Here is a 19,141-nt window from a genome sequence, read left to right on the forward strand (position 1 = left end):
CCTCATGGCCGCACGCCGCTTCTTCCAGGTCGATGTCTTCTCCGCCCGCGCCGGCAACGGCAATCCGTTGGCCGTCGTGCTCGATGCCGATGGCTTGGACGCCGCCACGATGCAGGCCATCGCACGCTGGACGCGCCTGCCGGAAACCACCTTCGTGTTCGCGCCGACGCGGCCGGACGCCAGCTATGGGCTGCGCATGTTCAGCCCGCAGAAGGAGGTGCCGTTCGCCGGCCATCCCAGCGTCGGCACCGCGCACGTCGCACTGGAAGCGGGCATCGCCACGCCGCGCGACGGAGTGCTGACCCAGGACGGCATCGCCGGCCTGCTGCAGCTGCGGGTCGACGTGGACGCTGGGGTGCGCAGCATCGCCATCCGCACCCCGCGCGCGCAGGTGGCCGAGATCGCCGATGCCGCGGATGCGCGCCTGCAGGCGGCACTGCGTGGTTGGACGCTCGGCGCGCTGCCGCCGGTGCGCATGGACGGCGGCCGTTGCTGGTGGCTGGTCGAAATGGCCGATGAAGCCGCGCTGCGTGCGCTGGCGCCGGACTGGGATGCGATCGCCGCCCTGGCCGAAAGCACCGCCAGCATGGGCGTGTTCGCCTACGCGCGCGCCAGCGGCCAGGCCCATGCGTTGGCCGTGCGCGCGTTCGTCGGCAACGGCCAGCGCTTCGAGGATGCCGCCTCCGGCGCGGCCAATGCGGTGCTGGCGGCGTGGCTGGATCACAGCAAGGCCCTGCCCGGCCACGGCGGCCGCTATATCGCCAGCCAGGGCCGCGAGGTCGGCCACGATGCGCTGCTGACGCTGCGCGTGGACGAGGCCGGCGAGGTGTGGTCCGGCGGTCAGGTGCAGACGGTGATCGAAGGCCGCATCGACTGGCCCTGATCGAAGGTTGCAGCGTCCTGTCCACGGGTGTGGGCAGGCGCGCAAAAGAAAGGGCGCCTCGCAAGGAGGCGCCCTGGAGGTCAGTCGGGCAATACGTCGACGCGGACGCGGATGCGGTCGCCCGGAGGCGAGGCGGTGCGGGTGTGGTAGTAGCGGCCGCCGTATTCGTAGGTGACGTCGTAGCCGTCGACGCGGTCGTAGCGTTCGGTCCGATAGGACACCGGATCGCATTCGCGGACCACGGCGCCACCGTAACCGCCACCATAGGCGCGGGTGTTGGTGTCGTAGATCGAGCGGCCGGCCAGGCTGCCGAGCATGGTGCCGACCGCGGTGCCGACGAAGCGGCCATTGCCGCCGCCGACGCGGCTGCCCAGCACCGCACCGGCGATGCCGCCGACCACCGACGAGGCGGTGCGGCCGCCATCCGTACCGCGGTAGCCGTAATCGCTGGCGTAGCTACCCGAGGCCGGACGGTCGTAACAGCGCTCGGTGGTCTCGCGCGGGCCGTTGACCTGCACCATGATCGGATCGGCGCGCACCACGCGCGCATATTCGTAGGTGCCGGACGCGTAGCCACGGTCGCGGTAGTCGTCGTAACGGGTGTAACCGTAATCCTGCGCGGCGGCGGAGCCGATGACGCCGACAGCGAGCGCAGCGGTCAACAGACGGGTCGAGAGCTTGTTCATGGCGATGGTTCCAAGCGCGTGGATCGCGCGACTGCATGCTCGATCCGACGCAGTGAAACCAGACTGAATAGGGACGGCTGTGGCGCGCACATTTAGTGGCGCGACAGCTAGCGGGCGATCAAGCCATTCGGGCCGGTGCAGCGGCGCAACGCGCCCTGGCCTGCCATGCGGCGGCGCCGCAGGTGCGCCGCACGCGCGCGGCCCGGCATGCGGCCGGGCCGCGCCGGAGATTCCTCAGCCCAGTTCCGCTTCCAGGCTGATCGGCACCGCGCTCAGCGCCTTGGACACCGGGCAGTTCTGCTTGGCGTCGTCGGCCAGTTCGCGGAAACGCGCGGCGTCGATGTTCGGTACCACGGCCTTGACCTTCAGGCGGATCTGCGACAGCTGCGGACCGCCTTCCATCGACAGGTCGACATCGGCGCGGGTGTCCAGCGCGGTCGGTGGGAAGCCGGCTTCGGTCAGCTTGGCCGACAGCGCCATGGTGAAGCAGCCGGCGTGCGCGGCGGCGATCAGTTCTTCGGGATTGGTGCCCTTCTCGTCGCCGAAACGGCTGTTGAACGCATAGCGGGTGTTCTCGAGCAGGCCGCTCTGCGGCGTGTTCAACCGGCCCTGGCCGGTCTTGAGATCGCCTTCCCAATGCGCGGTGGCGTGACGCGAAATGCCCATGCGAGGCTCCTGTGGGTGAGTGGAGCGCGGACCATAGGGGAGGCGGCGTTACGGGCTTGTGCTTCTGCGCGACGGCGGAAATGCCCCGCCGCGTCGTCGCGGATGTGCCGGCGCCGGCGCCGTCATCGGCGAAAAAGACGTCAGCCGCGGCGAATAGCCGCGGCGAATATTCGCGTTTTTTGCTTCCGGCCTATTGGCGCGGCGTAGCACATGCCCTACATTTCGCCATGCCGACGGGGTCGGCGCGACCCAAACCACCAAATACGGAATCAAGACATCATGGCAAAGACCGCAAAAAAGGCTGCCCCGAAGAAGGCAGTGAAGAAGGTAGCGACCAAGGCTGCCGCCAAGCCGGCCGCCCCCAAGCCGATCAAGGACGTGCTGAGCAAGTCCGCGCTCGTGGCGCACATCGCCGAGACCAGCGGCGTGATCGCCAAGGACGTGCGCGCCGTGATGGCCTCGCTGGAGCATGCCGTGGCCGGTTCGGTCAACAAGAAGGGCGCTGGCTCGTTCACCCTGCCGGGCCTGCTGAAGATCACCGCCGTCAGCGTGCCGGCCAAGCCGAAGCGCAAGGGCATCAATCCGTTCACCAAGGAAGAGCAGTGGTTCGCTGCCAAGCCGGCCACCACCAAGCTCAAGGTGCGCCCGCTGAAGAAGCTCAAGGACGCCGCGCTCTGAGCAGCGTCGCCTGATCCAGGCAAGCACACCGACGAGACGGCCCCGGCCGTCTCGTTTTTTTGCGCGGCCTGCGCGCCCGGGTTGACGGCCCGCTAAGGCTGCGGCCGCTATACCGGTGCTTCCCTTCGACAGGATCGCGTGCATGAAACTACAGGGCTTTCTCGACCAACTGCTGCAATCGGCGCGGGGCGCCGCCGGCCAGGCCATGGGCAAGACCGGCAGCGCCGCTCCGACCGCACCGGCGCAGCAGACCGCCGGCGGCCTGGGCGGCCTGCTCAACGCCGACTTCGGCAAGGGAGCCCTCAGCGGCGGCGCACTCGGCCTGCTGCTCGGCAAACACCGCACCACCCGCAAGCTGGCGACCTACGGCGGCCTGGCCGCGCTGGGGCTGATGGCCTATCGCGCCTACGGCGACTACCGACGCCAGCAACTCGGCGCCGCCGCCCCCGAACCGCAGACAGTGGACCGGCTGCCGCCGCTAGAAGTCGAGCAGCACAGCCAAGCGGTGCTGCGCGCGCTGGTCGGCGCGGCCAAGGCCGATGGCCACCTGGACGAGCACGAACGCCGCCTGATCGAAGGCGAGTTCGCCCGCCTGCACGGCAACGATGCCGACGTGCAGCAGTGGCTGCATGCGGAACTGGAAAAACCGCTGGATCCGGCCGAGGTGGCGCGCGCATCGACCAGTCCCGAGATGGCCGCCGAAATGTATCTGGCCAGCCTGCTCGCCGCAGACGAACAGGGCTTCATGGAGCGCAGCTACCTGGACGAACTGGCACGGCAGCTCGGCATCGACGACGCCCTGAAGCAGCGCCTGCAGAAACAGGCGGCCGCCTTGCACGCGGACTGAGCGCATGGCCGCGTCGCCCACGCCTTCGCCAGCGCGACGCCTGCGCCGGGAATTGCTGCGCGCGGCGTTGCTGGCTGTGCTGGCGCTCGGTGCCGCCTGGGCGTGGCGGCATCCGTGGGCGCAGCGCCTGCGCGTCGGCTGGGAGTTGGCGCGGGCGCCGGCGCCGACGGCGCTGCACATACCGGTCGAAGGCGTGGATCCGCGGCGCGTCGCCGCCACCTTCGGCGCCCCGCGCGGACGCGACCGCCAGCACGCCGGCGTTGACATCTTCGCCAAGCGCGGCACGCCGGTGGTGGCGGCAACGCGCGGCATCGTCGTCGCCATCGCGGAACGCGGCCTCGGCGGCCGCCAGGTATGGGTGCTCGGCCCGGCCCGGCAGCGGCACTACTACGCGCACCTGGAAGCCTGGGCGCCCGGGCTGCAGGTCGGCGACCTGGTGGAGCCCGGCGACCCGCTCGGTGCGGTGGGCGACAGCGGCAACGCGCGCGGCACGCCCCCGCATCTGCATTACGGCATCTACGCCGAAGGCGGCGCCTACGACCCCTTGCCGCTGCTGCGCGCGGCACGCTGAACGGATGCACTGGAACAGAGCGTCGCGAGCAGCAGGCTCGTGGCGCCGGCCGACCGCGCCTATCTTGAAGGCACACACCGCGCGCGCCACTGCCATGACTGCCTCCCAACGCTATCGCGTCACCGTCACCCCGATCCAGGACGACGGCCTGCCCTGCCAGGGCCGCTGCACCATCGAACTGGAGGCGCGCTGCCGGCAGGACTGGATGCGCCTGCTCGAAGCAGCGCAGCGCCAGCCCGGACTGCGTGGCGACGAGCGCGCCGCGCTGATCGTCGGCACGCAGTTGCTGCGCGGCCTGGGCGAGCGCAGCGACAGCGAGGCGCGTGCGCTGCTGGCGCCGCTGCAACCGGCGCTGGACGCCCTGCTGGCACGGCTGGCGCTGCCGGCCGCCTGAGCGGCAACAGGGCGCGCCGCCGGTTCCGCTAATCGCGCATTCACCGGCCACGGTTATGGTGAATTCCTCTCGTTCGCCCAGGGCTTCCCGATGATCTTCCGCAAGTTCACCCTGCGCGCGGCCGCGCTGCTGGCGCTCGCCGCCGCCACCCAGGTCCAGGCCGAGCCGACGATCCAGGGCCGCCAGGTCAGCGTCGGTGCCGCCGACGTGCAGCATTATCTGGACGGCAGCTTCCCGCAGACGCACAAGGCATTGGGCGGGCTGATCAAGATGACCGTGCGCGACCCGAAGCTGAGCTTGCCGCCGGGCGATCGCCTGAAGATGCAGTTCGACCTGAGCATGTCCACCGGCGGCGGCACGGCAACACCGCTGGGCCAGGTGCTGTTGACCAGCGCGCTGCGCTACGACCAGCAGAGCCAGAGCTTCCACCTGCAATCCCCCACTATCGACGACTTCCGCCCGGCCGCCAACGGCGGCAAGCTCGACGCCAACACGCGCGAGCTGCTCAATGCCTGGCTGGAGGACTATGCGCGCAAGGAGCCGATCTACAAGCTGGATCCGCGCCTGACCGCGATGCTGGGCGACGTGCAGATCCAATCGGCCGGCGTGGAGAACGGCGCGCTGGTGGTGCGTTTCAACCAGGACATCGGCAAGCTGGTGCCGGCGGGCATGCTTCCCGCGCAGTAATCCACGCAACGGCCAGGGTGCGGCGGCAGCCGCCACCAGCAGCGCACGTGGAAACGGCGGCCTCGGCCGCCGTTTCTGTTTGTATGGTTCTCCTGCGTCGCCACCATCGCGGCGGCACAGGCGAATCGCCGGGACTCAGCCCAGCGCCTTGGCCACCGCCTGCGCGAAGGCCGGGATATCGTCCGGCTTGCGGCTGGTGATCAGATTGCCGTCAACCACCACCTCCTGATCCGCCCAGCGGCCACCGGCATTGGACAGATCGGTCTTCAGCGAAGGCCACGAGGTCACCTGACGGTCGCGCACCAGCCCGCTCTCGGCCAGCAGCCAGGGGCCATGACAAATCGCCGCCACCGGCTTGCCAGCGCTGGCGAAGGACTGGATGAAAGCGATCGCGGTCGGCTCGGTGCGCAGGTTGTCGGGATTGATCACCCCACCCGGCAGCACCAGCGCGTCGTAGTCGCCGGCCTGGGCCTGCTGCAGACGCTTGTCCACCGGCACGCTGTCGCCCCAGTCCTTCTTGTTCCAGCCACGGATGCTGTCGGCATCGCCCGGCGCGATGACGTCGACCTGGGCGCCCCAGGATTCGAGCAGGCGCTTGGGTTCCTGCAGTTCCGACTGTTCGAAACCGTCGGTGGCCAGGACAGCCACCTGCTTGCCGGCCAGGGAAGGCATTGCGCTCATGGGACACTCCTCGAGTAGGGGAGTCCCACCGTAGAAACGCGTCGGTGGCAGGGCCGTGAACCGCGCGTCGGCGCGGCGTGCAGGACCAGGATTGGGTTAGCGCTTGGGCTGCAGCATGGTGCCGGTGCAGTTCTTGGCGCCGCAGCGGCATTCCCAGATCTTCTTCAGCCGCGGCGTGTGCCGTTCGGCCAGGGTGATGCCGTAGTTGTAGGTGAGTTCCTCGCCGGGCTTGATGTCGCGCAGTGCCTCGATCACCACCTTGTCCTTGCGACGGTCCTCGCCCTCGGCCTCGACGATCACCGCCTCGCAGTTCGGTGCGCAGCTGTGGTTGATCCAGCGCGCGTCGTTGCCCTCGTAGTTGGCGTCGATCACGTAGTCGTCGCTGAGGGTGAACAGGAAGGTATGCCCGGTCTCGACGTCGCCGGCCTCGTCGCGATCGACCTCGGCGTGGCTGCGGCGGCGGCCCTTGTACTCGATGACCCGCTCGCCTTTCTTGAGCGGCAGCACGGCGAACACGCCGTTGCCATGGATGCGGGACTTGCGGGCGGCGATCTTGCGGGGCATGCGGCGATCCGGACAGGAAAGCCTAGATTCTGGCGCACATCGCCCGCGATCCCAAGCCCGTGCCTCCCGGACCGGCGACCGCGGCCGCTGCGATCCCCCAATCGCCGCGATCGAAAGAAAAGATGAATGGCCCGGTTGGACGCTGCGGCGCAAAAGAGTACAATTTCGGTCCGCATTGAAAAACCACCGCGTCGCCATGCTCCGCGTCACCAAGCTCACCGATTACGCCACCGTCGTGCTGACCGTGCTCGCCGCGCGTCCGAACGAAGTGCTGAGCGCGACCGAACTGGCCGAACAGGCCGGGCTGGAGCCGCCCACGGTCAGCAAGCTGCTCAAGCCGCTGGCCCAGGCCGGCCTGGTCGAGGGCCTGCGCGGTGTGCGCGGCGGCTATCGGCTGGCACGCCCGGCCGACGCCATCACCCTGATCCAGATCGTCGAGGCGATGGAAGGTCCGCTGGCGATCACCGAGTGCAGCCACCACGGCAGCCAGTGCAGCATCGCCCAGACCTGCGGCGTGCGCTCCAATTGGCGGCTGATCAACGACGTGGTCGCCGACGCCCTGCGCGGCGTGACCCTGGCGCAGATGCTTCACCCCCTCCCCCCCTCCGGCGATCCGAAACGGCGTCCCATTGCCGTGCGGTTCGCGACCACCTGACCTGTAGGCAGCCCCATGGCCACCGAAAACGCTGAAATCCTGGAACGGCTGGGACGTCGCTACGACGCCGGCTTCGTCACCGACATCGAATCCGATTCGTTCCTGCCCGGCCTGAACGAGGACGTCGTGCGCGCCCTGTCCGTGAAGAAGGACGAGCCGGAATGGATGACCGACTGGCGCCTGGCCGCCTACCGGCACTGGCTGAAGATGCCGATGCCGCACTGGGCCAAGCTGGACATCGCGCCGATCGACTTCCAGGCGCTGAGCTACTACTCCGCGCCCAAGGGCCCGAAGTACGCCTCGCTGGACGAGGTGCCGAAGGAACTGCTGGACACCTACGACAAGCTCGGCGTGCCGTTGCACGAGCGCGCCAAGCTGGCCGGCGTGGCGGTGGACGCGGTGTTCGACTCGGTCTCGGTCGGCACCACCTTCCGCAAGGAACTGGCCGAGAAGGGCGTGATCTTCTGCTCGATGTCCGAGGCGATCAAGGAACACCCGGAGCTGGTCAGGCAGTACCTGGGCAGCGTGGTGCCGGTCGGCGACAACTTCTTCGCTGCGCTCAACTCGGCGGTGTTTTCCGACGGCAGCTTCGTGTTCATCCCCAAGGGCGTGCGCTGCCCCATGGAACTGAGCACCTATTTCCGCATCAACGCCGGCCATACCGGCCAGTTCGAGCGCACCCTGATCGTGTGCGAGGACAAGGCCTACGTGTCCTACCTGGAAGGCTGCACCGCGCCGATGCGCGACGAGAACCAGCTGCACGCGGCGGTGGTCGAGCTGGTGGCGCTGGAAGACGCGGAGATCAAATACTCCACCGTGCAGAACTGGTACCCGGGCGACGAGGAAGGCCGCGGCGGCATCTACAACTTCGTGACCAAGCGCGGCGAGTGCCGCGGCGCGCGCAGCAAGATCACCTGGACCCAGGTCGAGACCGGCTCGGCGATCACCTGGAAGTACCCCTCGTGCGTGCTGCTGGGTGACGACTCGGTCGGCGAGTTCCACTCGGTGGCGCTGACCCATCACCGCCAGCAGGCCGACACCGGCACCAAGATGATCCACGTCGGCAAGCGCACCAAGAGCAAGATCGTCAGCAAGGGCATCAGCGCCGGCCGCGGACAGAACACCTATCGTGGTCTGGTCAAGGTGGAGCGCAGCGCCGAAGGCGCGCGCAACTACACCCAGTGCGACTCACTGCTGATCGGCAAGCAGTGCGGCGCGCACACCTTCCCGTACATCGAGGTCAAGCATCCGACCGCGACCGTCGAGCACGAGGCCACCACCTCCAAGATCAGCGACGACCAACTGTTCTACTGCCGCGCCCGCGGCATCGACCAGGAGAACGCGGTGTCGATGATCGTCGACGGCTTCTGCAAGCAGGTGTTCCGCGAGCTGCCGATGGAGTTCGCGGTGGAAGCCAAGAAGCTGCTGGAAGTGTCGCTGGAAGGCAGCGTCGGCTGACAGCGTCGCCCTTCTCCCATCGGGAGAAGGTGGCGCGAAGCGCCGGATGAGGGTACAGGCGAAGCCTCCTGCACCCGAACGCCGCGAGATGCTTCGCACCGCACCCTCACCCCAACCCCTCTCCCGGTGGGAGAGGGGCTAATCAAGAATGTTGATGGACTATCCCATGCTCACCATAGAAAACCTCCACGCCTCCGTCGCCGGCAAGGACATCCTCAAGGGCCTGTCACTGCAGGTGAAGCCCGGCGAAGTGCACGCGATCATGGGCCCCAACGGCGCTGGCAAGTCCACCCTGGGCAATGTGCTGGCCGGCCGCGATGGCTACGCGGTCACCGACGGCAGCGTGCGCTTCGACGGCGCCGACCTGCTCGAACTGGAACCGGAGGAGCGCGCCGCCGCCGGCCTGTTCCTGGCCTTCCAGTACCCGGTGGAAATCCCCGGCGTGAACAACACCTACTTCCTGCGCGCCGCACTCAATGCGCAGCGCAAGGCGCGTGGCGAGGCCGAACTGGATTCGATGCAGTTCCTCAAGCTGGTGCGGCAGAAGCTGGCAGTGCTGCATCTGAAGGACGAGCTGCTGCACCGCGGCGTCAACGAGGGCTTCTCCGGCGGCGAGAAGAAGCGCAACGAGATCTTCCAGCTGGCGGTGCTGGAACCGAAGCTGGCGATCCTCGACGAGACCGACAGCGGCCTGGACATCGACGCGCTCAAGACCGTGGCCGAGGGCGTCAACGCGCTGCGCTCGCCGGAGCGCGCGTTCGTGGTGATCACCCACTACCAGCGCCTGCTCGACTACATCAAGCCGGACGTGGTGCATGTGCTGGCCGACGGCCGCATCGTGCAGACCGGCGGCCCCGAACTGGCGCTGGAGCTGGAAGCGCACGGCTATGCCTGGCTGAAGGAGCGCGTGGCGCCCGAGGCGGCGCTGCAATGAGCGCCCTGCTCGACTCGCTGGCCGCCGCGTTCCATGGCGATGGCGCGCGCCGCGCGCCGCTGGAGCAAGCGCTGCGCGACGGCCTGCCCGGCACGCGCAGCGAAGCCTGGAAATACACCTCGCTGCGCGCGCTGGAACGGCGCAGCTTCGCCCCCGCACCGCAGACCGCGCCGGCGGTGGATGCCGCGCTGCTCGACGGTATCCCGGCGCCGCGCCTGGTGTTCGTCAACGGCCGCGCCAGCGATGCGCTGTCGGACTTGTCCGGCCTGCCGGCCGGGGTGGAACTGCAGCGGCTGTCGACCATCCTGCGCAGCGGCGACGATGCGATGCGCTTCCTCGGCCGCCGCTTCGAACGCAGCGACGAGGTGTTCGCCCAACTCAACGCCGCCCTGGCCGACGAAGGCTGTGTGCTGCGGGTGGACGCCGGCGTGCGCGTGGAACTGCCGCTGCACCTGGTGTTCGTGTCCACCGCCGCCGAGGCCGACCTGGCCTGGCACCACCGCCACCTGATCGAACTGCGCCAGGACGCCGCACTGGCGCTGGTCGAGCATCATCTGCATGCCGGCGATGCCGCGCACCTGAGCAACAGCCTGGCGCACGTGCACCTGGCCGCCGGCGCGCAGTTGAGCCACGCGCGCGTGCAGGACGAGGCGGCCGGCGTCACCGCGCTGCTGCGCACCGATGCGGTGCTGGCGCGCGATGCGCACTATCGGCGCGTGGACCTGGAACTGGGCGGCGCGCTGGCCCGGCACGAACTCAACGTGCGCCTGGAGGGCGACAACGCCCGGCTGGTCGCCAACGGCGTGCTGCTCGGCAACGGCCGGCGCCAGCTCGACACCCGCCTGGGCATCGAGCACATCGCCCGCGACACCGCCTGCGAACTGCTGTGGCGGGGCGTCGCCACCGGGCGCAGCCGCGTGGCCTTCCATGGCGGCATCCGGATCCGCCACGGCGCCGACGGCACCGACGCGGCGCTGTCGAACAAGAACCTGCTGTTGTCCGCCGACGCCGAGATCGATACCCAGCCGGTGCTGGTGATCGATGCCGACGAGGTCAAGGCCGCGCACGGCGCCACCGTCGGCCAGCTCGATGCCAATGCACTGTTCTACCTGCGCTCGCGCGGGCTGCCGCAGGAACGCGCACAGCAACTGCTGACCGCCGCGTTCTGCCGCGAACCGCTGGGCACGCTGCAACCGGCGCTGAGCGAAGGCCTGCTGGCGCGACTGGAGCGGGCGCTGAGCGCCGCAGGCGTGGCATGAACGGGCCCGCCGCGCACGCCACCGCGCCACAGGCGCCGGACTGGGACGCGGTCCGCCGCGACTTCCCGCTGCTGATGCGGGAAGTGCACGGTAAGCCGCTGGTGTACTTCGACAACGCCAACACCGGGCAGAAGCCGCTGCAGGTGATCGCGGCGACCGACGCCTTCTACCGCCGCCACAACGCCAACGTCAGCCGCGCGGTGCACGCGCTCGGCAGCGAGGCCACCGAGGCCTACGAGGGCGCAAGGACCCGGCTCGCCAGCTTCCTCAACGTGCGCGCCGACGAACTGGTGCTGTGCAGCGGCGCCACCTTCGCGCTGAACCTGGTGGCGTACTCGTGGGCATTGCCGCGGCTGCGTGCCGGCGACACCATCCTGGTGTCGCGCATGGAGCACCACGCCAACATCGTGCCCTGGCAACTGGTCGCGCAGCGCACCGGCGCCACGGTCAAGGTCGCCGAGATCACCGCCGCTGGTGCGCTCGACCTGGACGCGCTGCGCGCGGCGATGACCGCCGACGTCAAGCTGCTGGCCCTGGCCCATGTCTCCAACGTGCTGGGCACGGTCAATCCGGTGCGCGAAATCTGCCGCGAGGCGCGCAAGCGCGGCATCGTCAGCGTCATCGACGGCTCGCAGGCCGCCCCGCACCGGCCGCTGGACGTGGCCGCGATCGGCTGCGACTTCTATGCCATCACCGGCCACAAGATGTGCGGCCCGACCGGCACCGGCGCACTGTGGGCGCGGCGCGAACACCTGCAGGCCATGCCGCCGTTCCTGGGCGGCGGCGAGATGATCAAGGAAGTCAGCTTCGACGGCACCGTGTTCAACGACCCGCCGCACAAGTTCGAGGCCGGCACCCCCAACATCGCCGGCTTCGTCGGCCTCGGCGCGGCGGTGGACTATCTGCAGACGCTCGGGCTGGAGCACGTGGAAGCGCGCGAAACCGAACTGCTGGCGCACCTCACCGAGGAGCTGCAGCGGATCGACGGCCTGCGCCTGTTCGGCACCGCGCCGGGCAAGGCTGCGGTGGTGTCGTTCCTGATCGAGGGCGCGCACGCCCACGACCTGGCCACCCTGCTCGACCTGGAAGGCGTGGCCGTGCGTTCCGGCCAGCACTGCGCGCATCCGCTGCTGCAGTTCTACGGCGTCGCCGCCACCTGCCGCGCCTCGCTGGCGTTCTACAACACGCACGAGGAGATCGAGCGTTTCGTGGCGGCCTTGCGCAAGGTGCGGACGCTGCTGGCGTGAGCGGGGATTGGGCCGTCGGGATTGGGGATTGGTAAAAGCACCGCCTTGGCGAATCCCCAATCCCCACTCCCGAATCCCGGCCGCCAGGCTTAAAATCGGCCGATGCACACCCTCACCTTCCGCACCGCCACCGTCGACGATCTCGACGCCATCGCCGCCCTGGTCACCTCGGCCTATCGTGGCGACAGCAGCCGCGTCGGCTGGACCACCGAAGCCGATCTGCTCGACGGCAACCGCATCGATCGGGAGGTGCTGCGCGCCGACATCCTGCGCCCGCGCAGCCTGGTGCTGCTGGCCGAACGCGATGGCGAACTGATCGCCTGCGCGCATGTCGCCGACGACGACGGCGCCGGCTATTTCGGCATGTTCTCGGTGCAGCCGCAGGCGCAGGGCGGCGGCCTGGGCAAGACCGTGCTGGCCGAGGCCGAGCGCATCGCCTGGCAGGAATGGCAGCTGCCGCTGATGCGGATGACCGTGATCGACCTGCGCGAGGAACTCATCGCCTTCTACGAGCGCCGCGGCTACCGCCGCACCGGCATCAAGAAGCCGTTTCCGTACGGCGATGCGCGCTTCGGCCAGCCCCGTCGCGACGACCTGCGCTTCGAGGTGCTGGAAAAGCCGCTGGGCGGTGCCGCATGAGCGGCACCTGGACCTTCGTCTGCGCCGACGGCGAACTGCTGCCCGGCGAAATGAAGACGGTGTGGGACGAGGTGACCGACACGCCGATCGTGGTGTTCAACTTCGACGGCCAGTTCTATGCGCTGGAGGACCGCTGCAGCCACGAGGATTACGAACTGTCGCCCGGCACCTTCGATCCCGCCACCGGCAGCATCGAGTGCGTGCTGCATGGTGCCCGCTTCGACGTGCGCGACGGCCGCGCGCTGTGCGCGCCCGCCTACGGCCCGGTGCCGAAGTTTCCGGTGAAGTCCGAGCACGGCGGGTTGTGGACACGCGACGACCGCGGCTGAAGGCACTTCCAATAGCGCGCTTTGCCGCGGCCCAGCCGGACACGTCGTTCCTTCGTAGGAGCGGCTTCAGCCGCGACCGGCCTTCCCGGAAAAGCCTGTCGCGGCTGAAACAGTGGGGCTCCGTAGTCGTAGAGGCTCCCTGAAGTCGCGCCGCGTCACTGCACCCCTCGGCCAGCCACCTCTTTCGAAGGGTCTTCCGCGGCATCTTCCCGGGTGCGACGGCCGTTGCCCGGGGTGATCCCAGTCACATGCAGCACGTCACTGCCCACAGGCGACCAGACAGCAGGACGTCCGCCGCAGGCACGGGCGCAGCGCAGCAACTGGGATGGAAAGACCATCTCGATCGATTCGATTAAAGATCCCAATCGTTCGGCCGTTAAGGAGAAACGAGGTAGACGAATATGCAATTGCGTCACGATTGCGTGAAATATTTGTTGCTTTTTGACTTCTATCAAGTTCGCGACCGTCCCTGGTACTCCCTTCCCCTGCTAGGACCAGAGCATGACCGCTCTTCTGCACCGCTATAACGTCTCCCGACGCCTCTCCTTTGCCTTCGGCCTGCTCATCCTGCTGTCCTGCGGCCTGGTGGTCGGCGGCCTGTTCACCTTGTCGCAGGCGCGCACCCAACTGGATACCGTCGCCCGTCGCACGGTCTCCAGCATCGTCTATACCAACGAAATGCTCGATGCCAGCTCCGACATCGGCATCCAGTTGCGCAACATCGTGCTCCCCACCACGCAAGAAGAAAACATCGCCTTCGCCAAGATCATGGTGAAGGAACTGCGTCGCTATCGCGAGTACTGCGACAAGCTGTTCGCCCTGCCGGCCACGAATGCGCGCGATCGCGCACTGCGCGAGCAGATAAACCGCGCATATGCCGAGGCCAGCACCGTCAACCAGCAAGTGCTGGAATTGGGCCTCAACTACAAGTCCGACGACGCGATGAAGGTGCTGCTGCAGCAGGCCGCGCCGGCCACCCAGCGCTGGCGCGATGCGATCGGCACCTACGCCGGCTGGCAACGCAACAACGGCGAACAGGCCTACGCCGACGCGACCGCGGTCATGGCACGCGGCCGCTTCCTGCTCATCGCCGGCGGCGTGGCCGTGGTACTGGTCAGCAGCCTGCTGGCCTGGCTGATCACCCGCAGCCTGACCGTGCCGCTGGCCCGTGCCACCCGCGCCGCCGAGGCCATCGCCGACGGCCGCCTGGACAACGACGTGGCCACCGACGCGCGCGACGAACCCGGCCGCCTGCTGCTGGCGATGGGACGCATGCAGACCCAACTGCAGCGCTTCTCCCGCGAAACCACGCGGATGATCGAATTGCACGCGGACAAGGACGTGACCCACCGCATGCCGCAGGACTTCCCCGGCGTGTACGGCGAGCTGAGCCAGGGCATCAACACCATGATGTTCGAGCACCTGGACGCCATCGTCGAGGCGATCGAGATCCTCAACGAGTACGCCCGCGGCGACCTGCGCCGCGACGCGCGCCGCCTGCCCGGCAGCCGTGCGGTGCTGCACGAATCGATGGACGCGGCCAAGGCCAGCCTGCTGGCGATCAACACCGAGATCAAGCGCCTGGCCGCCGCGGCTGCCGCCGGCGACTTCAGCGCGCGTGGCGATGCCGAGCTCTTCCAGCACGACTTCCGGCTGATGGTGCAGGACCTCAACGCAATGATGGAGGTCAGCGACGTCAACCTGGGCAAACTGTCGGCGCTGCTGCAGGCCATCGCCGGCGGCGACCTCACCGCGCGCATGCAGGGTGACTTCCATGGCGTGTTCGCGCGGATGCGCGACGATGCCAACGCCACCAGCAACCAGTTGACCGGCATTGTCGCGCGCATCCAGACCGCGGCCAGCAGCATCAGCGCCGCCGCAGGCGAGATCGCCAGCGGCAACGACGACCTGTCGCGCCGCACCGAGCAGCAGGCCGCCAGCCTCGAAGAAACCGCGGCCTCCATGGAGGAGCTGACCTCCACCGTCCGCCAGAACGCCGAGCACGCGCGCCAGGCCAATCAGCTGGCGGTGGGCGCTGCCTCGGTCGCGTCCCAGGGCGGCGCGGTGGTCGGTCAGGTGGTCGCGACCATGAGCGGCATCGAGGCGTCCTCGAAGAAGATCGCCGACATCATCAGCGTCATCGACGGCATCGCCTTCCAGACCAACATCCTGGCGCTCAACGCCGCGGTGGAAGCGGCGCGGGCCGGCGACCAGGGCCGCGGCTTCGCGGTGGTCGCCAGCGAAGTGCGCACGCTCGCCCAGCGCTCGGCCGGTGCAGCGAAGGAGATCAAGACGCTGATCGACGACTCGGTCGGCCGCGTTGCCGAGGGCTCTGCCTTGGTCGACCAGGCCGGCAAGACCATGCAGGAAATCGTGGGTTCGGTGCAGCGCGTCACCGACATCATGGGCGAGATCTCGGCCGCCTCGCAGGAACAGTCCGCCGGCATCGAGCAGGTCAACCAGACCGTCACCCAGATGGACGAGGCCACCCAGCAGAACGCGGCGCTGGTGGAGGAGGCCACCGCCGCTGCGCGGTCGATGGAAGACCAGGCCGGCCAACTGACCCAGGCGGTGGCGGTATTCAAGATCGACACGCGTCATACCGCGGCACCCGGTGCGGCGCGCAGCGTGTCCGCGCCGCGCACGCAGGCATCTGCCACCGAGGCGCTCGAACCCGCGGCCTGAGCCACCGCGATACGGCCTGTGATGCGTCTTCCCGATGCATCGCAGGCCGTTCGCCGGCACCGACACCTGGCGGCGTCGGAGCCGGCTGCGGCACACTGTGCGCCTCCCCCTTGCGAGCGCGCCCATGAAGATCGTCGAAGTCCGCCACCCGCTGGTGCAGCACAAGATCGGCCTGTTGCGCGACGCGGCGCTGAGCACCAAGGGCTTCCGCGAACTGGTCACCGAGTTGGGCACCCTGCTCGGCTACGAGGCCACCGCCGACCTGGAGACCGAGACCCACACCATGGACGGCTGGGCCGGCCCGACCCAGGTGCAGCGCATCGCCGGCGCCAAGATCACCCTGGTACCGATCCTGCGCGCCGGGCTGGGCATGCTGCCCGGCGTGCTGGCGCTGATTCCCGCGGCGCGGGTCAGCGTGGTCGGCCTGCAGCGCGACGAGGAGACGCTGCAACCGGTGCCCTACTTCGAACGGCTCACCGGCCGCCTGGAAGAGCGTGATGCGCTGATCCTGGATCCGATGCTGGCCACCGGCGGCACCCTGATCGCCACCGTGGACATGCTCAAGCGCGCCGGCGCGCGGCGGATCAAGGGCATCTTCCTGGTCGCCGCGCCTGAAGGCCTGCAGGCGCTGGAAGCGGCGCATCCGGACGTGGAGGTGTACACCGCCGCCATCGACGACCACCTCAACGAGAAGGGCTACATCCTGCCGGGCCTGGGCGACGCCGGCGACCGCATCTTCGGCACCCGCCTGGGCTAGGGCGTGTCATCAATCCCCGAGCATGCCGCGCCGCGGTTGCGCGTGCCTGTGGCAAGGAAGGACGAGGAAGTGGACGTGCGTCCACGCCCGAGCGATGACGCAGCCACGGGCGCGCGCAACCGCGGCCCTTCGGGTTGGGCCTGGCAGGCGCGCGGCCGGCGCCGCGCGGCTTGACCTGACGGCCAGTCAGGCGCTGCGCCACGCAACGCCGGCAGCGCGCCTGCCAGACCCAACGCGGCATACTCGGGAATGGGTGACACGCCCTAAGCGACGCCCTCGCGCCGGCCGCGGATCAGCGCTGCAGCACCTGCAGCCCGGCGCTCACGTACACCAGCGGCGCATTCCAGTTGATCGCCACTTCGTTGGTGGCGTAGCTGCATTCTTTGTCCAGGTACGACAGCGCCGGCAGCGACGACGTGTAGGCGTGCTTGCACGCGTCCGCGTCCTGCTGCCCCGGCTGCGGGCCGCCGACCAGCCATCCCGGCACCGGCGTGGCCACGCCGTCGGCGATGGAGATGCGATGGTGGATATGCATCGGCGAGCGCGCGCCGATGCCGGTGACGAAGGACATGCCCAGCGGGTTGCGGCCGAGCACGTAATCCAGTTGCGACTGTGCGGCCTGCAGGTATTCGGGCTTGTGCTGCAGCTGGTAGGCCTGCAGCAGCATCATCGCCTGGTTCATCGCCGTGGCGTTGCTGCCCCAGTGGAAGTCGGCGTCGCGCATCGTCACCCGCCAGGCCGAGCCCTGCCACACCTGCACCAGATGATCGGCCAGCCCCTCGATCTCGTCGGCGATGCGCGCCTGGTCGGCGCGCGGGGTCAGCCGCGCGCGGTGCTGCGCCAGCGACATCCACGCCAACCCGCCGACCTGGCGCCAATCGGGCACGCTGGCCGGCACCTTGCGCGCCATCGCCGCCTCGTAGAACGCGTCGTCGGCGGTGGCCAGGTACAGCTCGGTCGCGGCCCAGGCGAACTCGTCGTCGAACCGGGTGTCTTCGTAGGCGCCGGTATGCACGTCGGCCGGTTGCTTGTAGGCCACGTCCGGATGCGCCTGCGCCCAGGCCCAGGCGCGTCGCGACGCCTCCAGCATGCGCGTGGAGATGCCGCCGAACTGCGCGTCGTACGGCGCGTAGATGCGGCTGGCCTGCGCCATCACCGCGGCGAAGTCGAGCGTGGCCGCGGTGCTCTTCTGCACCACGTAGCGCGGCGCGCGCGCCTGGTCCGGCATCTGCATGCCGGCGAAGTCCAGGTTGGTCAGCTTGTGGTACACGCCGCCGTCGTGCGGATCCTGCATCGCCAGCAGCCACTGCAGGTTCCAGTCGACCTCGCGCAGGATGTCCGGCACGTCGCCACCACTGTTGGGAATACCTTCGGGGTGGGTGCTGAAGTAGGTGGGGAACTGCTCGTAGGCGGCCAGCAGGGTGTAGACGGTGATGCCGGAGCTGACCACGTACTTGTTGTAGTCGCCGGCGTCGTACCAGCCCTTGGGCGCGGCGATCACGCTGCCGGCCGGGCGCTCCGGCGAGGCCGCCGAGGCATGCACGAGCACGTGGTCGTCCGGATGACCGGCAGCGCGCGCGTGGCGGCCGGCGTAGGCGCCGTCCAGCGCGGTGCTGGCACGGTTGTAGTAGTAGGCCTTGAGCGCGGCGCGCGACAGGGCGTTGTAGGCGTCTTCGCCGATGGCGAAGCTGTCCGACGGCGGCAGGCCGTCGACCTGCAGGCGATAGCGGCCGGGCGTGCGCAGCGCGGAGAAATCGGCGATGCGCACCGTCTGCTGCGCCGGCGGCCACGCCGCGGCGGCGCCGAGGGTGCCGCGCAGCACCACCTCGTCGCTGTCGGCGCGCGCGATCGAGAACGCGTCGCCGTGGCCGTCCGGCACCACCGCCAGCTTGCTCGCGGCAGGCAGGAAACCGACCTGGTTCAGGCGGATCGGCGACGGCACGGCGGTGTCGGCATGCGAGGTGCAACCGCCCAGCAGCAGGCAGGCGAGGAACAGGCAGGACAGGGCATGGGGCAGCTTCATGCGCCGATACTGGCGGGCCATGATGACGGCTGCAAGCGCCACGTTGCGGACGTAACGGGTGCGGCCTGCGACGCGGGCAACGACGGCCACAGGCGGCGTTCCTGACAGCGCCGTCAGCGAGGCGTCAGCGTGGGGTCGCCCTGCGGCGCCTACGGTGCAGGCCTGTTCCCGCTGCCGGCGCCGATCACGTGACCGCCCTGCCCTCATCGCCCGCTTCCCGCCGCCTGGCGCCGCTCGCGCTACTGCCGAGCGTGGTGCTGTTAAGCGCCCTGCTCGGCGGCTGCATGGCCGGCCCGGACTACGTGCGCCCGGCGCCGCCGGCCGGCGCGCAGCAGCCGTTCGCCGAGGCCGACAGCCGCTGGACGCCCGCCGCGCCGGACGCGGCCACCCCAGCGGTAGCGTGGTGGACCCGCTACGGCGATCCGCAGCTGGATGCCCTGGTCGAGCAGGCCGACCAAGCCAACCAGACCCTGCGCCAGGCCGAGGCGCGCTAGCGGC

22 protein-coding genes are annotated in these 19,141 nt (G+C 69.2%); 16 read left to right on the forward strand and 6 right to left on the reverse strand.

From position 1 onward, the window contains the following. Nucleotides 1-4 precede the first annotated feature (4 nt). Nucleotides 5-883 carry a PhzF family phenazine biosynthesis protein gene (locus ACP93_RS03570; RefSeq protein ID WP_048489416.1) on the forward strand — a complete coding sequence of 293 codons (879 nt, stop codon included), beginning with the start codon at nucleotides 5-7 and terminating at the stop codon, nucleotides 881-883. 80 nt (nucleotides 884-963) lie between these two features. Here the strand turns inward: ACP93_RS03570 and ACP93_RS03575 are convergent, their stop codons facing one another. Beyond that, nucleotides 964-1,569, reverse strand: coding sequence for a glycine zipper 2TM domain-containing protein (locus tag ACP93_RS03575; protein WP_048489417.1), 606 nt, complete (start codon nucleotides 1,567-1,569; stop codon nucleotides 964-966). Nucleotides 1,570-1,803: 234 nt separating this feature from the next. Next, a complete protein-coding gene (locus tag ACP93_RS03580) occupies nucleotides 1,804-2,235 on the reverse strand; it encodes an OsmC family protein (protein WP_048489418.1) in 432 nt (143 codons plus the stop codon). A gap of 279 nt (nucleotides 2,236-2,514) precedes the next feature. Here ACP93_RS03580 and ACP93_RS03585 point away from each other — a divergent pair, with 279 nt between their 5' ends. From ACP93_RS03585 to ACP93_RS03605, 5 genes are all read left to right on the forward strand, one after another. After that, nucleotides 2,515-2,913, forward strand: a complete 399-nt coding sequence (locus ACP93_RS03585) for an HU family DNA-binding protein (RefSeq protein WP_048489419.1) — start codon at nucleotides 2,515-2,517, stop codon at nucleotides 2,911-2,913. 142 nt (nucleotides 2,914-3,055) lie between these two features. After that, complete coding sequence (locus ACP93_RS03590) at nucleotides 3,056-3,760, forward strand: tellurite resistance TerB family protein (protein ID WP_048489420.1); 705 nt, start codon at nucleotides 3,056-3,058, stop codon at nucleotides 3,758-3,760. A gap of 4 nt (nucleotides 3,761-3,764) precedes the next feature. Next, a complete protein-coding gene (locus ACP93_RS03595; protein WP_048489421.1) occupies nucleotides 3,765-4,331 on the forward strand; it encodes a M23 family metallopeptidase in 567 nt (188 codons plus the stop codon). Between the two features lie 94 nt (nucleotides 4,332-4,425). Further along, a complete protein-coding gene (locus tag ACP93_RS03600) occupies nucleotides 4,426-4,725 on the forward strand; it encodes a DUF3861 family protein (RefSeq protein WP_048489422.1) in 300 nt (99 codons plus the stop codon). A 90-nt stretch (nucleotides 4,726-4,815) separates the two neighbouring features. Further along, on the forward strand, nucleotides 4,816-5,412 hold the full coding sequence (locus ACP93_RS03605; protein WP_048489423.1) for a DUF1439 domain-containing protein: 597 nt from the start codon (nucleotides 4,816-4,818) through the stop codon (nucleotides 5,410-5,412). A 135-nt stretch (nucleotides 5,413-5,547) separates the two neighbouring features. On the opposite strand, the gene ACP93_RS03610 is transcribed toward ACP93_RS03605, so the two are convergent. After that, nucleotides 5,548-6,093, reverse strand: a complete 546-nt coding sequence (locus ACP93_RS03610) for a type 1 glutamine amidotransferase domain-containing protein (RefSeq protein WP_048489424.1) — start codon at nucleotides 6,091-6,093, stop codon at nucleotides 5,548-5,550. Nucleotides 6,094-6,189: 96 nt separating this feature from the next. Beyond that, complete coding sequence (locus ACP93_RS03615; RefSeq protein WP_017909663.1) at nucleotides 6,190-6,657, reverse strand: SET domain-containing protein; 468 nt, start codon at nucleotides 6,655-6,657, stop codon at nucleotides 6,190-6,192. Between the two features lie 196 nt (nucleotides 6,658-6,853). Here ACP93_RS03615 and ACP93_RS03620 point away from each other — a divergent pair, with 196 nt between their 5' ends. The 7 genes from ACP93_RS03620 to ACP93_RS03650 all read left to right on the forward strand — a co-directional run bounded on the left by ACP93_RS03620 (nucleotide 6,854) and on the right by ACP93_RS03650 (nucleotide 13,178). After that, nucleotides 6,854-7,312 carry an SUF system Fe-S cluster assembly regulator gene (locus ACP93_RS03620; RefSeq protein ID WP_017913833.1) on the forward strand — a complete coding sequence of 153 codons (459 nt, stop codon included), beginning with the start codon at nucleotides 6,854-6,856 and terminating at the stop codon, nucleotides 7,310-7,312. Between the two features lie 15 nt (nucleotides 7,313-7,327). Further along, the gene (sufB, locus tag ACP93_RS03625) at nucleotides 7,328-8,770 is read left to right on the forward strand and encodes a Fe-S cluster assembly protein SufB (RefSeq protein ID WP_017909661.1); all 1,443 of its coding nucleotides are present in this window, start codon (nucleotides 7,328-7,330) and stop codon (nucleotides 8,768-8,770) included. 166 nt (nucleotides 8,771-8,936) lie between these two features. Continuing rightward, nucleotides 8,937-9,704, forward strand: a complete 768-nt coding sequence (gene sufC, locus ACP93_RS03630; protein ID WP_048489551.1) for a Fe-S cluster assembly ATPase SufC — start codon at nucleotides 8,937-8,939, stop codon at nucleotides 9,702-9,704. Further along, complete coding sequence (gene sufD, locus ACP93_RS03635; protein WP_048489425.1) at nucleotides 9,701-10,963, forward strand: Fe-S cluster assembly protein SufD; 1,263 nt, start codon at nucleotides 9,701-9,703, stop codon at nucleotides 10,961-10,963. The genes sufC and sufD overlap by 4 nt, the downstream gene beginning before the upstream one ends. Next, nucleotides 10,960-12,210, forward strand: coding sequence for a cysteine desulfurase (locus tag ACP93_RS03640; RefSeq protein ID WP_048489426.1), 1,251 nt, complete (start codon nucleotides 10,960-10,962; stop codon nucleotides 12,208-12,210). Before sufD ends, ACP93_RS03640 begins: the two co-directional genes overlap by 4 nt. Before the next feature lie 102 nt (nucleotides 12,211-12,312). Next, a complete protein-coding gene (locus tag ACP93_RS03645; protein ID WP_048489427.1) occupies nucleotides 12,313-12,849 on the forward strand; it encodes a GNAT family N-acetyltransferase in 537 nt (178 codons plus the stop codon). Next, nucleotides 12,846-13,178, forward strand: coding sequence for a non-heme iron oxygenase ferredoxin subunit (locus ACP93_RS03650; RefSeq protein ID WP_048489428.1), 333 nt, complete (start codon nucleotides 12,846-12,848; stop codon nucleotides 13,176-13,178). Before ACP93_RS03645 ends, ACP93_RS03650 begins: the two co-directional genes overlap by 4 nt. Before the next feature lie 155 nt (nucleotides 13,179-13,333). Here the strand turns inward: ACP93_RS03650 and ACP93_RS21640 are convergent, their stop codons facing one another. Then, the gene (locus tag ACP93_RS21640) at nucleotides 13,334-13,633 is read right to left on the reverse strand and encodes a hypothetical protein (RefSeq protein ID WP_131721577.1); all 300 of its coding nucleotides are present in this window, start codon (nucleotides 13,631-13,633) and stop codon (nucleotides 13,334-13,336) included. A 46-nt stretch (nucleotides 13,634-13,679) separates the two neighbouring features. On the opposite strand from ACP93_RS21640, the gene ACP93_RS03655 reads away from it, so the two are divergent. Both ACP93_RS03655 and upp read left to right on the forward strand, forming a co-directional pair. Continuing rightward, on the forward strand, nucleotides 13,680-15,863 hold the full coding sequence (locus tag ACP93_RS03655; RefSeq protein ID WP_048489429.1) for a methyl-accepting chemotaxis protein: 2,184 nt from the start codon (nucleotides 13,680-13,682) through the stop codon (nucleotides 15,861-15,863). A gap of 124 nt (nucleotides 15,864-15,987) precedes the next feature. Next, nucleotides 15,988-16,620: a uracil phosphoribosyltransferase gene (gene upp, locus ACP93_RS03660; protein WP_048489430.1), complete on the forward strand. Its 633-nt coding sequence runs from the start codon at nucleotides 15,988-15,990 to the stop codon at nucleotides 16,618-16,620. Nucleotides 16,621-16,912: 292 nt separating this feature from the next. On the opposite strand, the gene ACP93_RS03665 is transcribed toward upp, so the two are convergent. Next, nucleotides 16,913-18,643, reverse strand: a complete 1,731-nt coding sequence (locus ACP93_RS03665; protein WP_228135945.1) for a glycoside hydrolase family 9 protein — start codon at nucleotides 18,641-18,643, stop codon at nucleotides 16,913-16,915. 188 nt (nucleotides 18,644-18,831) lie between these two features. On the opposite strand from ACP93_RS03665, the gene ACP93_RS22095 reads away from it, so the two are divergent. After that, entirely contained in the window at nucleotides 18,832-19,137 is a 306-nt protein-coding gene (locus ACP93_RS22095; protein WP_204243631.1) for a hypothetical protein, read from the forward strand. Nucleotides 19,138-19,141: the final 4 nt, after the last annotated feature.

Origin of the sequence: Xanthomonas sp. NCPPB 1128 (assembly GCF_001043115.1) — a bacterium.
In the GTDB taxonomy this organism is placed as follows: Bacteria; Pseudomonadota; Gammaproteobacteria; order Xanthomonadales; family Xanthomonadaceae; genus Xanthomonas_A.

Excerpts from the sequence above, each read along its gene's own strand:
- ACP93_RS03570 (WP_048489416.1), top strand. The coding sequence starts at position 5 with ATGGCCGCACGCCGCTTCTTCCAGGTCGATGTCTTCTCCGCCCGCGCC.
- ACP93_RS03575 (WP_048489417.1), bottom strand. The coding sequence starts at position 1,569 with ATGAACAAGCTCTCGACCCGTCTGTTGACCGCTGCGCTCGCTGTCGGC.
- ACP93_RS03580 (WP_048489418.1), bottom strand. The coding sequence starts at position 2,235 with ATGGGCATTTCGCGTCACGCCACCGCGCATTGGGAAGGCGATCTCAAG.
- ACP93_RS03585 (WP_048489419.1), top strand. The coding sequence starts at position 2,515 with ATGGCAAAGACCGCAAAAAAGGCTGCCCCGAAGAAGGCAGTGAAGAAG.
- ACP93_RS03590 (WP_048489420.1), top strand. The coding sequence starts at position 3,056 with ATGAAACTACAGGGCTTTCTCGACCAACTGCTGCAATCGGCGCGGGGC.
- ACP93_RS03595 (WP_048489421.1), top strand. The coding sequence starts at position 3,765 with ATGGCCGCGTCGCCCACGCCTTCGCCAGCGCGACGCCTGCGCCGGGAA.
- ACP93_RS03600 (WP_048489422.1), top strand. The coding sequence starts at position 4,426 with ATGACTGCCTCCCAACGCTATCGCGTCACCGTCACCCCGATCCAGGAC.
- ACP93_RS03605 (WP_048489423.1), top strand. The coding sequence starts at position 4,816 with ATGATCTTCCGCAAGTTCACCCTGCGCGCGGCCGCGCTGCTGGCGCTC.
- ACP93_RS03610 (WP_048489424.1), bottom strand. The coding sequence starts at position 6,093 with ATGAGCGCAATGCCTTCCCTGGCCGGCAAGCAGGTGGCTGTCCTGGCC.
- ACP93_RS03615 (WP_017909663.1), bottom strand. The coding sequence starts at position 6,657 with ATGCCCCGCAAGATCGCCGCCCGCAAGTCCCGCATCCATGGCAACGGC.
- ACP93_RS03620 (WP_017913833.1), top strand. The coding sequence starts at position 6,854 with ATGCTCCGCGTCACCAAGCTCACCGATTACGCCACCGTCGTGCTGACC.
- sufB (WP_017909661.1), top strand. The coding sequence starts at position 7,328 with ATGGCCACCGAAAACGCTGAAATCCTGGAACGGCTGGGACGTCGCTAC.
- sufC (WP_048489551.1), top strand. The coding sequence starts at position 8,937 with ATGCTCACCATAGAAAACCTCCACGCCTCCGTCGCCGGCAAGGACATC.
- sufD (WP_048489425.1), top strand. The coding sequence starts at position 9,701 with ATGAGCGCCCTGCTCGACTCGCTGGCCGCCGCGTTCCATGGCGATGGC.
- ACP93_RS03640 (WP_048489426.1), top strand. The coding sequence starts at position 10,960 with ATGAACGGGCCCGCCGCGCACGCCACCGCGCCACAGGCGCCGGACTGG.
- ACP93_RS03645 (WP_048489427.1), top strand. The coding sequence starts at position 12,313 with ATGCACACCCTCACCTTCCGCACCGCCACCGTCGACGATCTCGACGCC.
- ACP93_RS03650 (WP_048489428.1), top strand. The coding sequence starts at position 12,846 with ATGAGCGGCACCTGGACCTTCGTCTGCGCCGACGGCGAACTGCTGCCC.
- ACP93_RS03655 (WP_048489429.1), top strand. The coding sequence starts at position 13,680 with ATGACCGCTCTTCTGCACCGCTATAACGTCTCCCGACGCCTCTCCTTT.
- upp (WP_048489430.1), top strand. The coding sequence starts at position 15,988 with ATGAAGATCGTCGAAGTCCGCCACCCGCTGGTGCAGCACAAGATCGGC.
- ACP93_RS03665 (WP_228135945.1), bottom strand. The coding sequence starts at position 18,643 with ATGAAGCTGCCCCATGCCCTGTCCTGCCTGTTCCTCGCCTGCCTGCTG.